Source organism: Nocardia glycosmidis, assembly GCF_052545115.1.
In genome coordinates this window covers 75,183-87,963 of record NZ_JBQWRH010000001.1, presented here as the reverse complement: position 1 = coordinate 87,963, position 12,781 = coordinate 75,183, and the positions used below count along the sequence as shown (strand labels likewise).

Genomic DNA, 12,781 nt, shown 5'->3' with positions numbered 1-12,781 from the left:
CGAGGCCCTTTCGGCCGATCGATCGGAATGCTGCTCACTGCTTGCCGGCTTTGATCACCTTTTCGAAGTAAGGCGAGGGGGTAACCGTCACCCTGATCTCGCGAACCTCGTGAGCATCGACCGGCAGGCGCATGGAATCGGGCTCTCCCCACAGGAGGGTGAGCTCCGTTCCCGGTTCCGCGTACTCGTTCGCCACCAAAGCGGTGGAAATTACGTGCCGAGCGTTAGCGGTGTACGACGCCCACTGAGATACTCCGATATGTTCGCCGTTCATCAGCACGGAATCGGCGGTATAAAAGGAATTCAAGGGAGTGGGGAGTCCGATGAACCGCGCTCCCGGTCCCGGCCCGAACAACGTCGATGCGAGGGCGCTCGCAACATCGGCGTCATTCCATTCCAGAGTCACCTTCTGGCGGTGTTGGTTGTCCGCTTTTGCCTGCAGCGCGTCTCGCCCGACGAAATCGCGGTCCCAGTCGATGAGCCAGCTGTAACCGGCCTCGACCGGATCCACGTAGTAGTCCTCGACACGGTCCGAGACGTAGCTTCCGCCAAGGGAGCCGATTGCCGCATAGGACGTCGCATCCAGCGTTTCCCGGAATGCCTTGAACGCATCGCCGGAGTAGATTGCGGGCAACGGCTCCGCCAGCCATCCGGACTCCTGGGCAGTGGAGCGGTAGGCGGCGTCACCGGCCTTTCGCAGGCCGTATTTTTCTCCCGCCTCCTCCAGCGCCTCCCGCACCGCATCGTGATGTTGCCACGGGCCGTAGATCTCGAACCCTGCTGTGCCGGCCATGCCATGCCGGAGAGCGCGTACATTCTTTCCCGCGATCTGGAATTCGCCGATCCCGAAGAACGAAACGTCCGGCAGACTTCCGCCGGCCACCTCCGTCACCAGCGACAGCGCATACGGGCCCTGGACCTGCATGCGGAACACATCGCGAGGCAGCGACAAGTCTTTATGCTCGATCGTGAAATCGAAAGAACTGTCGGCCGCATTGTAGAGCACCCATTCGTCAACAGCGGGAGACAATCCCACAATGCGATAGAAATCTTCCTCTTCGTGGAAGATGATGCCATCCGAGAGCATGTTCCCGTCATGCCCGGCCAAGACGATCTGCTTGGCCCGGCGCACCTTGAACGGATCGAACTTGTTGACCGCCAGTGTTTTGAGGAAGGCAATGACCTCGGGCCCACGCAAATGCAGCTCGGTCATGAAATATGACAACTCCAGCAGTGCGACGCTGTCCTTCCACGCGCGCTGCTCATCCCGCCAGTTGGTGAACTCCAACGGCGTGAGCGCGTAACCCTGCGTGGGCAATCCCATCTTGTTCCCACGCAACAGCTTCGCCGCACCACCGGCACCCTCGATAAGCTGTTGCAGGTTCTGTCTACCAGCCTTCTCCGTCATGTTCTCCCTTTCCGGCCACGACTGGGAAGTACACCAGGCCACGCCCACTGTATCCAGTATCCGAGACTAGGTCGCCCGCGTTCGGGAGTCAATGCCGATGCGGAAAGCCCTTGCCGCTCGGAGCCCCGGCCGCACCGCCGCAAGCGGCGGGTGCGCATCACCCGGTCGGGCCCGTTGGCCTGCGCGAATCTCGGACATCACCGAGTGAACGACGCGGCCTTCCCCCTGCCCAAATGTGTCCGCGCAAGATACAACCGTCGACCGGCGCAACGCGCCGATCGCGAACTCGGATCCCCCACCGCCCGGCGCGACCGACCGAGACGAACCTACGGATTGCGATGTGCCGAACGGGTTGGCAACGACCGCCTCGACGTGGACCCCGGGCCACAGCCGATCTGCGTGTCGAAAGCGCTGTCGGTGAACCGGATTCGGCCAAGAGGCGGTGCAATGACCACCCCTGACGAACTGACCGGGACACCAGCACTCGGTGGCGCCCGTGCGGCCGGTACACCGCCGCACGACATCATGCACCGTGTCGGCGTTGCCCCAACGGCCGCAGCTGCATGCCGGGACGCGTCCGTCCCAGTTGCACGGACAGCGCACGAGAATGGGAACAACTTCGGTGCCGCAGCGCAGTTTTTCCACCGCAGCGCATCCGAAGAGGTAGTCACTCGGTACGGAAGGTTGTCGCGGTGACCGGCGTACCGATCCAGGCCGGTGAGCAGACCCGATTTATCGAGGTATTCGACCGGAAAAGCTCAGGAGACGTCAGCTGTCGAGAGCTCGGCGGTCTTCTTGACCTCATCGTCGTCCAGAATGAACAGCAGCTCGGAATCACCGAAATCCTTACGGCGAAACCAGTGGCTGAATGCTGTGGCTGTGGCCACATCCGGCACCTCCAGCAGCGAGCAGAAGTCGTATCGGCCCACGGTCATACAGCGCTCGATGACAACGATTCCGAGCTCGGCGGCCTTGGCCATCGTGAGTTCGCCCCGGCGCTCGGGCTGCGCAAGGCCGGTACGCAGGTGCTTTCCCATCATGAAACAGCGCATCGCATGTCCTTTCGAACTGAGGATCGGTGTCAGGTGGTCCGGGGCCGGTGGTGCAGCGCGGCCGGGGATTGTGCTCGACAGATTCCGCGATCGCACGTCCAGCACGTCGTAGCCGTAGGTGGCGTCACATCGCCCGTCTCACACAGCCTCGAGCAGCACCGCGACGCCTTGGCCGACGCCGATGCACATGGTCGCCACCGCACGACGTACTTTCTGGTCGGCGAGCTCCATCGCGGCGGTCAGCGCGAGCCGTGCGCCACTCGCGCCGAGCGGGTGCCCGAGCGCGATGGCGCCACCGTTGGGGTTGACGTGCGCGGCGTCGTCGGGCAGCCCGAGACCCCGCAATACGGCCAGCGCCTGGGCGGCGAAAGCCTCGTTGAGTTCGATGAGATCGATATCGCCGATGCTCAGTTTCGCGCGGCCGAGCAGTTTGCGCGTCGCCGGCACCGGACCGATACCCATCACACGCGGAGGAACTCCGGCATGCGCGGCGGACGTGACCCGGGCCAGTGGCGTCAAACCGTACGCGGCGACAGCCCGCTCGGAGGCGATGAGCACCGCGGCAGCACCGTCGTTCACGCCTGACGAGTTGCCCGCGGTAATGCTCCCGTCCGGCGTTATCGGGCGGAGTTTCGCGAGAGCCTCCAACGAGGTCTCCCGAGGATGCTCGTCGACGGCGACGGTCTGCCGCTCGGCACCGCGACGCCGCGCGACTTCGATCGGAGCGATCTCGCGTGCGAGGCGTCCCGAGGCGATCGCTTCAGCTGCCCGCTGCTGCGATCGCAACGCGAAGGCATCTTGATCTTCCCGCGCGATACCGTTCTCCTGGGCGACGATCTGAGCGGTCTCCGGCATCGATTCGATGCCGTAGCGCTGCTCCATACGCGGGTTGACGAACCTCCAGCCGATAGTCGTGTCGTACATCGAGGACGTACGACCCCAAGCGGTTTCCGCTTTCGGTAAGACGAACGGTGCTCGGGTCATGCTCTCCACACCGCCGGCGATCACGAGATCGGCGTCGCCCGAACGGATGCTGCGGGCAGCGAAAGCCACAGCGTCGAGCCCCGAGCCGCACAGCCGGTTCAACGTCACACCGGGAACGTCGACCGGCATACCCGCGAGCAGGACGGCCATCCGGGCGACATTGCGGTTGTCCTCGCCGGCCTGATTGGCACACCCGAAGACGACGTCGTCGATTGCGCTCCAGTCCACCGTGGGATTGCGCCCCATCAGACCGGTGAGGACATGAGCGGCCATATCGTCAGGCCGGACGTCTGCCAGTGCGCCGCCGTACCGACCGAACGGAGTCCGCACACCGCTGACGAGAAACGCTTCACTCATGATCTTCCTGACATCGACTATAGTATATCGTAATCTTGACGGTCGTAATCATTACATGGCAAGGTCTAGAAATGTCCAACTCGAATTCCGTGGCCGTCGTTACCGGCGCCAGCCGAGGTATCGGCCGTGCTGTGGCGACGCGACTCAGCCGCGAGGGCTACCGTGTGGCGCTCGTTTCGCGTAGTGCGGACGAACTGCGCGAAACCGCCCGCCTCTGCGCCGGGGAGACCCTCGTGGTGCCCGCGGACATCACGTCGACCGAGGCCATCGACCGGCTGTTCACCACGGTCGAAGACACTTGGGGCGACGCGAGTGTCCTGATCGCCAATGCCGGCGCGGGCACCTCGGCACCGCTGGCGAAGACCAGTGACGAGCAGTGGGCGCACATGCTCGACTTGAACCTGACCGCACCCTTCCGGTGCATCCGCCGCGCCGTCCCGGCCATGATCGAGAAAAGGCACGGACGAATCGTCGTCGTCGCGTCGGTCGCGGCCAAGCACGGCGAGCCGTACATCAGCGCCTACACCGCCAGCAAACACGGGATCCTGGGCGTGGTCCGCTCGGCAGCAGCCGAGCTGGCGAGCAAAGGCATCACCGTCAACGCGGTGTGCCCGGGATACGTCGATACCCCGATGACCCAGCAGACCGTCGACTCGATCACCGAGAAGACCGGCCTCACCCCTGCGGAGGCACGCGCAGCCCTGGAAGCCAAGCAACCCAACAAGCGCCTCGTGCACCCGGATGAAGTGGCCGATGTCGTCGCACTGTGTATCACCAATTCAGCCATCAACGGGCAAGGCCTGACCATCGATGGCGGAGGAGTCCAATCATGAACAGCCCACGAAATCACCCACCACAGTCGATCCGATGCAACGGAGGCGCGGCATGAGCCTCGAGTTCGTGAACCCACCCGAACTGGGCGTACCGAAAGGCTTCTCACACGCCGCGGTGGGTTCCGGAAGGATCGTTTTCCTCGCCGGCCAGACCGCGCTCAACCCGTCGGGCCAGATTGTCGGCGAGACAATAGCCGAGCAGTTCGAACAGGCCCTCGGCAACCTGCTGGCCGCACTCGAGGCCGCGGGTGGCGCCCCGTCGAACCTGGCCAGCCTCACCATCTACATCGTTGACATGGATGCCTACCAGGCGGAGTCTCGCGCCATCGGTGCAGTGTGGAAGCGACTTGTCGGCGCCTGGTACCCCCCCATGGCCGGCATCGGAGTTTCCCGCCTGTGGGACGCCGAGGCGATGGTCGAGCTGCAGGGCTACGCCGTTCTGCCCGACTGACCAGGAGTTCCTCTCCAGTCCACCGGCGTGACGACAAGTCCGAGCGCCGCGATCCTGCGGTCGGGGCCGCCGCGAACACCGCACCACCTCTCTATATGTTGAATTATTTGCGATCGTTGCGAACAATGCACTGCATACTGAACACCGACGCGCGCACACCCCAGGAGCGACGCCATGCCGCCTGTCCCCTCCGCTCACATCGACACCTTCTGCGGAGATAATCTTCCACCCGAGCAGGAGTGGCCCGAGCTGCTCTTCGATCTTCCCGGCCTGAATTATCCCGAGCGGCTCAACTGCGCGGTCGAGCTGCTCGACAAGGTCGCGGATCGCTTGGGAGCCGACCGGCCGTGCCTGCTCGCACCCGGCTCGGACCCGTGGTCCTACGGCGACCTGCGTCGCGTCTCGAACCAAATCGCGACGGTCCTCACCGAAGACCACGGCATCGTGCCGGGCAACCGTGTTCTGCTGCGCGGTCCCAACAACCCGTGGCTGGTCGCCTGCTGGTTCGGCATTATCAAGGCTGGCGCGGTCGCAGTCACCACCATGCCCTTGCTGCGCGGGAGCGAAATCGCCGCCATCGCGGAAATCGCCGCCGTCGACTTCGCACTGTGTGACGCGCGTTTCGTCGACGAACTCGTCGCCTCCGGCATTCCCGGTCTCCGCGTCGTCGAGTACGGCGGCGAGGGAGGTCTGAGCTCCGCCATCGAGGGTAGGTCCGAGGAGTTCGCGGCGGTCGACACCGCGGCCGAGGACGTGGTCCTCATCGCGTGCACGTCGGGAACGACCGGCCGCCCCAAAGCCACAGCGCACTTCCACCGCGACATCCTGGCGATCGCCGACACGTTCTCGGCGCAAGTGCTGAAGCCCGAACCCGACGATGTCTTCACCGGCACGCCGCCGCTGGCGTTCACTTTCGGACTGGGCGGCCTGGTGATCTTCCCGCTGCGCGTCGGCGCCTCGACGTTGCTGCTGGAGAAGGCGACACCCGACCAGCTCGCAGAGCTGATCGCGCAACACCATGTCTCGGTCTGCTTCACCGCGCCGACCGCGTACCGCGCCATGCTCGCGTCCGGCAAAGCGGACTCGCTGTCGAAGCTGCGGCGCGCGATCTCCGCGGGTGAGCATCTTCCCGCCGCCACCTGGCAGTCCGTCTTCGAACAGACCGGTATCAAGCTCATCAACGGCATCGGGGCGACCGAGATGTTGCACATTTTCATCAGCGCCGCCGACGATGAGATTCGCCCCGGCTCCACCGGTCGTGCGGTACCGGGCTTCGTCGCGGCGGTGCTCGATGAGCACGGCAACCCGCAAGAGCCCGGGAAACCGGGACGACTCGCGGTCAAAGGGCCCACGGGTTGCCGCTACCTTGCCGACCCTCGGCAACGCACCTACGTGCAGGGCGGGTGGAACATCACCGGCGATACCTTCATCCAGGACGCCGACGGCTACTTCTGGTACCAAGCCCGCAACGACGACATGATCGTCTCCTCCGGCTACAACATCGCCGGCCCCGAAGTCGAGGAAGCGCTGCTCGAACATCCCGATGTGCGGGAATGCGGCGTTGTCGGACTGCCGGACCCGGCGCGGGGTCAAATCGTCAGCGCGTTCGTCGTTCTGCGCGAGGGGGTCCAGGGTGACGACGAGCTGGCTGCGAAACTGCAGGAGTACGTCAAGCAGCGCATCGCTCCCTACAAATACCCTCGAAGGGTCGAGTTCATCGACGCGCTCCCGAAGACGAGCACCGGCAAGCTGCAGCGATTCCAACTTCGCGAACTGGGTTCGCGCGAGACCACGGAAGCGCAATGACCGCAGAATCCGGCCCGGCGGTGACGATCACGCGAATCGTGGAATGGCCCGACACCGACGCCGCCGGCCACTATCACCATTCCACCGTAGTCCGCTGGGTCGAAGCGGCCGAAGCCGAGCTGCACGAACAGCTCGGGCTGCCGGACCTGTTCGGTGTCATCCCCCGGGTCCGCTACGAGGTCGATTATCACGCCCGGCTGTGGTTCCGGGACCGAATCACCATCAGGCTCGAGCTCGCGGCCCTGGGACGAAGCTCGATCCGCTACGTCTTCACCGTCCAGCGTGGCGATGAAGTCGCCGTCAGCGGCGCCATGTCCGCCGTGCACATCGACCCTGCCGAGGGACGCGCAGTTCCCTGGCCCGAGCACGTCCGCGCTCTGGTGAAAACCGCCGATTGACCGGGCCCGGCCCGGACTCGGTTGCAGTCCGGGCCAGGTCTCGACCTTCGAACCGACAGGCTATATGCCGCATGTTTGATGCTAGTCGAATTTTCGGCATATAATTTCCGACTTGGGCTCAGCCCGTTATCGGGTGATGGTGGCGTCCCCGGCCGGGTGCGAAGGGGCTCACAACACCTCGCTTTTTGCCCGAGCGTGTCATCGGAGCGTATGGGCGCCCTGCCGGTCATCGAGACAGCCCTCGAGCCATGACTCGCGGTCAAACCAGCTCGCCCGCATTGATCACCTGACAGTCGCCCATCCCCGCAACGCACCCACAGCTGTCTCGGCCGTCACCCGCACACAGCATCACCATGCCCGATCAACCGCGGCCTGCCGCGCTGTGGAGTCGGCAGGTGAAAGCGCGGTCGCAGCCGCCCGGCGACTGTCAGATGCGAAGTCGACTCAAACCACCGTCCACCGTGAGCGTCTCGCCCGTTGTCGATCCGGACCGCGGTCCGACCAAGTAGGTCACTGCGGCCGCCACCTCCTCCGCGGTGATCAGACGCCCATGCGGTTGCCGCGCACGCAGGGCAGTGAGTGCACCTTCGGGGTCGTCCGAGGATTCGAGCAGACGCTGCACCCATGGGGTGTCGACCGTGCCCGGTGCCACCGCGTTGACACGTATCCCGTCCACGAGCAGATCTGCGGCCATCGCACGTGTGAGCGCGTCCACGGCTCCCTTGCTCGCACTGTAGAGGGCCCGCTGCCGGAGACCGGTCGTCGCAGCCACGGACGTGATGTTGACGATGGCCGGCGCATCGGATCGACGCAGGTGCGGGATGCAGGCGCGGCTTGCGCGCGCCACCCCCAACAGGTTCACGTCGAAGACTCGGCGCCATTCGTCCAGCGAGTTGTCGAGCACGGTGCCCTGTGCACCGATGCCCGCGCAGTTGACCAGAATGTCGACCCGGCCGGCGACTTCGACGAACTGCTCGACCGCGCGGGAAACCTCACTATCCGACGTGACATCCGCGGAGATACCGACGATGCCGGTATCCGGCGACGCTTCGGTCCGGTCCAGAACGGCTACCTGCGCGCCGCGCTGGTGCAGCATTACCGCGACCGCGCGACCGATCCCCGATGCCCCGCCCGTGACGAGCGCAGCCCGTCCGGCCAACTCCGGCGACTCATCCATGATTCACGAACCGCTGCCGCTGACGACCGAGACCATCTATTTCCATCTCGACGATGTCGCCATCCCGGAGGTAGGGGAAACGACCGGAAAGCGCGACCCCTTCGGGCGTGCCGGTCAGGACAAGATCGCCCGGATCGAGGCGCATGTACTGACTCAGGTGCCACACAATGTATTCGGCGCTGAAGATCATGTCCGCGGTAGACGAATCCTGTCGCGCAGAGCCATTCACCCACGTTCGCAGACGTAACCCCGACGCGTCGACCGCATCGGGCGGCACCAGCCACGGGCCGGTCGGCGTGAACCCGGGTGCGGCCTTCCCCTTACTCCACTGACCGCCCGAATCGTCGAATTGGAATCGGCGCTCCGAGACATCGTTGACAACCACGAAACCGGCGATGTGGCCCCGGCTGTCGGAGACCGAGTCGAGGTATTCCGCTGCCGCGCCGATCACGATGCCCAACTCGACTTCCCAATCCGTCTTGCTACTGCCCTTCGGGATGGTGACATCGTCGTGCGGGCCGACGACCGTGTTCGCAGGCTTCAGGAAGATCACCGGCGTTTCGGGCGGCGTCGAGTCCGACTCGGCGGCATGAGCCGCGTAGTTCATCCCTACACAGATGACCGAACCCGGTCGAGCGATAGGCGAGCCGATTCTGATTCCCGCCGGCAAATCGCTCTCGGGCAGTACACCCGAGGCCAAGGCCTGCCGAACCTCCTCGACACCCCCGTTTCCGAGAAAGGCCGAATCGATATCCGAGGTGAGCGGACCGAGCGAATACGTCCGATCAGCGACGCTGACAAACGGTTTCTCACCGCCGGCCGGGCCTGCCCTGAAGATTTTCATAGTACTGTAGGGGTCCTTTCCTCGAGGTGTGTCTAGCTGCAGCGACCGGCCGCGCCACCCAGGTCGAGCACCGCGACCGTCAGATCTCGACCGGAGACGATGCCTCGCTCGAACCAGCGGCACCCCACCGCAGCGTGAGCATGACAGCCGCGATGGGGTGAACTGTATCCAGTATCCTAAAAGCAGGCGCTGGTGTCAAAGCGAATTCGTTACACTCCCGGTCACTCGACGATGGGAAATCTATGCCGGACCGCCGAATTGCGGACCCACTTCAGCCGATGCTGAAAGGCTGACCCCACAGCGTGACGTAGCTGATCACATTGCTGGTCTCGATTTCCAGGCTGACGTAATTACGGGCTTGGGCGTAGCCGGCGCAACCGGTCACACCGAGCGTGGAATCAGACCAGGAGACACTGGCGTCTTTGCTGTAGAACGCATTGCCGTTGTCGTGCCGCTCGTTTCCGTAGTTGTCCGGGTACTCCAGATCCAGGATGTTGTAGTTGACGACCTGGCCGGGCCCCAGGGAGAGGTTGGCGTTCGCGCCTGCCGTGCCTGTCACACTCTGGCCCGCACCAGCGACACCGGCGTCGCCACCCACGCCACCGCCGGAGATATTCACTTGGCAGCCAACGATATAGCCGGGTTGGATCCAGCCGATGCTACCGTCGCCGCCATCCAAATGTACGGTGGCGGTGCCGCTGACCCAAACATTTCGGTGCACCGGTGTGGCCCCCATCGATGGCGAAATATTCGCCGACTGCCCGATGGCGCTGAGGGTGATGACGGTGCCATCGGACAGAGTCTTCACGATCTGGCCGTCCGGCAACGGAACGAAGGTGTCGGCGTTGGCCGCGCCTGCCGAGAAAAGGCCAATGGCGAGAGCGCCCGCGGAACCGGCAACGGCCAGCCGCGCGCCGGTGGCAAGAGTACGTGTCATATCGAATCCTGAAATGCTCGAGGTGAATGGTTACGTCGTTGTGGGGAATTCGGTCGGATGATCAACGTCGGCAGCGTGTCACCCGAGGCTGAACGGCTGCCCGTACAGGGTCGTCTTCGAGTAGTGCTCGCCGATGATCTCCACGACGCTGTAAGCCCTGGCCTGCGCGTAACCAGCGCATCCCTGCACATCTATCTGCACATCGCGGTACTCGATGCTGTACGTCCCGGCCGTAGTGATGTCCTTCTTCTCGACCCGCACAAACGTCACCTGGCCAGGGCCCAGATTCACCGCCAGCGAGCCCGATCCACCGAATGATCCGTCCGTACCCAGAGAGAAACCGGCACCCGCACCCACCGCGTCGCTGGCGATAGCGACCTGGCAGCCGATGATGTAACCCGTATTCACCTGCGACGCACCATGTGTCGAGGAATTGTTGGTACCGGGGCCATTGGTCGGCCCGTTCCATGGGCCGACGGTGCCCTCCGGCGTGTCGGTTACCTCGGCACGGATCTGACCCGATACCCACGCCACCCTGCCGGCGCCATTAGCCGCAAGAGACGGGGATATCACCGCATACTCGCCGACGCGCGACAGCGTGACACTCGGAGCGGACTTCTCGCCGTCCGGCAACGGAACAAACACATCGGCGGCGGCCGTGCCGGTCGAGGTTGTCGCGACGATAAGAGCGGCGGCCGCGGCGGTACCGACGGGCACGAGATTGGAAATGACAAGTCCTGGGAGCTTCATTTGGATTCCTTGGAAGGGTTGAGCGAACCGACTGGAAATGATCTCGTCGGCGTCAGGAAAATGGTTCGGTGGGTATCGGTTCACATATCCAATGCCACACTCGTCGGCGTGTCCCCGCGATGGGAGAAGACGTAGCTCCACAAGGCCACGAGCAACGCCATCCCATACACGAGCGGTTCGACGAACGGCGAAAGCCCCCAGCTACGCAGCCCATTCACCACGACCGCGAGAAACAGCGCAGCGAGCACGGTGCCGACGACGTTGAATTCCCCCGGGCGGATCGCTGTCGCGCCGACGAATACAGCGATGAGAGCGGCCCAGAGAAGATCTACCGGCGATTGGGGATTTTCGCCTCCCGCGCCCGCCAGCATCAGAGTGCCGGCAATTCCGGACAGGACGCCGGCCAGGCCGAACGTGGCGAGAGTAAGGGGTTTCACGTTGATGCCGATCGACCGGTCTGCCGTCGAATTCCCGCCCGACATTGCGAGGTTTCGACCGAACGGGGTGTGTTGCACCAGCCACCAACCCCCGAGGCATACCGCAGCGGTCATGAAGACGAAAAGCGGGACACCGATCCAGGATGGCGTGACGAATTCGGTCGGCGGCGTGGACATGTCCGGACTGATGATCAGCATGATCGAATAGATGATCATCGCACTCCCGTACGTCACTAGAACGGAGGAGCTCAAATTCAGGTAAGCGATGAGCAAGCCGTTGACGAGGCCGACAACTGCGCCGACCACGAGCGCTACGATCACCGCCAGGATGAGATCGCCGCCGTGATTGCCCACCACGACGCCGCTGACCATCGAGCACAATGCGGCGTTGTAGGTCACCGAAAAGTCGAAACGTCCCGCGAGGAGCGGGAACATCGAGGCCATCGCGAGGACGATGACGATACTCTGCGCGCCCAAGAGGTCTTTGATATTCGGCATGCTGATGAACAGCGCACGGGTCGACGGCTCGACAGCGAAGAAGACAACCACCGCTATGAGCAGAAAGAGCAGACCGTACTTCTGATGGATAGTTCGCGCAGTCGGAGGCCGCTCTCGGGCTAGCTCGAGTCGCGCGAGCGGTCCGCGAAATATGTTCGCCGCCCGCGCTGCTGTACCGCGGTTATCCGTAATGGTGCCGTCGTTCATGCTGTTTCCTAGTTTTTCGTACACCAGACTGAAAAGCTCATCCGGATCGGATATCCCCGCGCCGCCGATCTCACCTACCGGACCCCGCTCCTATTGACGAGCACCCGATCACACTCCCCGCCTGCAGTTGGTCTCTTCCGATGCCACCGGAAAAGCAGCCGAAACCTTCTTCGGCGGACAACGGGAGCCGACGCGGGATGCCACCCGAACCGGTGGGGGCCCGGCAATTCGCCAGAACTACAAGATTTCCGAGCGACACGGCGCCGATCGCGGCGCGCCAGGGCGTGTGACGATCAATGCGAGATGTTGACGACGTGCGCCGCAACGTGTGTTTCCAGATCGTTGAGCCACCCTTTCGAGGCAGCGTAGGAAAGCATCCTCGCAAGGCCTTCACGGCGCGCATGATCTCGTGAAGTCCCGAGTTGCTCGTGCAGGAAAGCGATACGAACCCAGGCGTGGTCGGGCCTGTCATGAGCAGAGACTTCGTGGCACTGCGCCAGCAGAGCGGCGAACCGAGACTGCGAGACACCGCCGGCATCGATATGGAACCCGTTGAAATCTTCTGCGTCGGTGACGCTGAAACCATCCATTTCGGCGACGACTATCAAGGATCGAACCTCCGATGTTCGCGATAAGTATCTG

At 63.8% G+C, this 12,781-nt stretch carries 13 protein-coding genes; 4 read left to right on the top strand and 9 right to left on the bottom strand.

What is annotated here, in order from left to right:
* Positions 1-34 precede the first annotated feature (34 nt).
* The 3 genes from ACT86A_RS00425 to pcaF form a co-directional block, all read right to left on the bottom strand.
* Entirely contained in the window at positions 35-1,408 is a 1,374-nt protein-coding gene (locus ACT86A_RS00425; RefSeq protein ID WP_445089941.1) for a hypothetical protein, read from the bottom strand.
* Between the two features lie 758 nt (positions 1,409-2,166).
* Positions 2,167-2,448: a GYD domain-containing protein gene (locus ACT86A_RS00420; protein ID WP_445089940.1), complete on the bottom strand. Its 282-nt coding sequence runs from the start codon at positions 2,446-2,448 to the stop codon at positions 2,167-2,169.
* A 150-nt stretch (positions 2,449-2,598) separates the two neighbouring features.
* Positions 2,599-3,801 carry a 3-oxoadipyl-CoA thiolase gene (gene pcaF / locus ACT86A_RS00415; RefSeq protein WP_445089939.1) on the bottom strand — a complete coding sequence of 401 codons (1,203 nt, stop codon included), beginning with the start codon at positions 3,799-3,801 and terminating at the stop codon, positions 2,599-2,601.
* A 71-nt stretch (positions 3,802-3,872) separates the two neighbouring features.
* Between pcaF and ACT86A_RS00410 the strand changes: the two genes are divergently transcribed.
* The 4 genes from ACT86A_RS00410 (at position 3,873) to ACT86A_RS00395 (ending at position 7,289) form a co-directional block, all read left to right on the top strand.
* Positions 3,873-4,634 carry an SDR family NAD(P)-dependent oxidoreductase gene (locus ACT86A_RS00410; RefSeq protein WP_445089938.1) on the top strand — a complete coding sequence of 254 codons (762 nt, stop codon included), beginning with the start codon at positions 3,873-3,875 and terminating at the stop codon, positions 4,632-4,634.
* 52 nt (positions 4,635-4,686) lie between these two features.
* Positions 4,687-5,085, top strand: coding sequence for a RidA family protein (locus ACT86A_RS00405; RefSeq protein ID WP_445089937.1), 399 nt, complete (start codon positions 4,687-4,689; stop codon positions 5,083-5,085).
* A 174-nt stretch (positions 5,086-5,259) separates the two neighbouring features.
* Entirely contained in the window at positions 5,260-6,891 is a 1,632-nt protein-coding gene (locus ACT86A_RS00400; RefSeq protein ID WP_445089936.1) for an AMP-binding protein, read from the top strand.
* Entirely contained in the window at positions 6,888-7,289 is a 402-nt protein-coding gene (locus tag ACT86A_RS00395) for an acyl-CoA thioesterase (protein ID WP_445089935.1), read from the top strand. The genes ACT86A_RS00400 and ACT86A_RS00395 overlap by 4 nt, the downstream gene beginning before the upstream one ends.
* 427 nt (positions 7,290-7,716) lie before the next feature.
* On the opposite strand, the gene ACT86A_RS00390 is transcribed toward ACT86A_RS00395, so the two are convergent.
* From ACT86A_RS00390 to ACT86A_RS00365, 6 genes are all read right to left on the bottom strand, one after another.
* The gene (locus ACT86A_RS00390) at positions 7,717-8,466 is read right to left on the bottom strand and encodes an SDR family NAD(P)-dependent oxidoreductase (RefSeq protein WP_445089934.1); all 750 of its coding nucleotides are present in this window, start codon (positions 8,464-8,466) and stop codon (positions 7,717-7,719) included.
* Entirely contained in the window at positions 8,459-9,310 is an 852-nt protein-coding gene (locus tag ACT86A_RS00385) for a fumarylacetoacetate hydrolase family protein (RefSeq protein ID WP_445089933.1), read from the bottom strand. The genes ACT86A_RS00390 and ACT86A_RS00385 overlap by 8 nt, the downstream gene beginning before the upstream one ends.
* Positions 9,311-9,581: 271 nt before the next feature.
* Positions 9,582-10,247 (bottom strand): MspA family porin, encoded by a 666-nt coding sequence (locus ACT86A_RS00380; protein WP_445089932.1) that lies wholly within the window; start codon positions 10,245-10,247, stop codon positions 9,582-9,584.
* A gap of 78 nt (positions 10,248-10,325) precedes the next feature.
* Entirely contained in the window at positions 10,326-10,997 is a 672-nt protein-coding gene (locus ACT86A_RS00375) for an MspA family porin (RefSeq protein WP_445089931.1), read from the bottom strand.
* An 80-nt stretch (positions 10,998-11,077) separates the two neighbouring features.
* Complete coding sequence (locus tag ACT86A_RS00370; protein WP_445089930.1) at positions 11,078-12,139, bottom strand: ABC transporter permease; 1,062 nt, start codon at positions 12,137-12,139, stop codon at positions 11,078-11,080.
* A gap of 293 nt (positions 12,140-12,432) precedes the next feature.
* Positions 12,433-12,747, bottom strand: a complete 315-nt coding sequence (locus ACT86A_RS00365; protein WP_445089929.1) for a hypothetical protein — start codon at positions 12,745-12,747, stop codon at positions 12,433-12,435.
* Between the last annotated feature and the right edge of the window lie 34 nt (positions 12,748-12,781).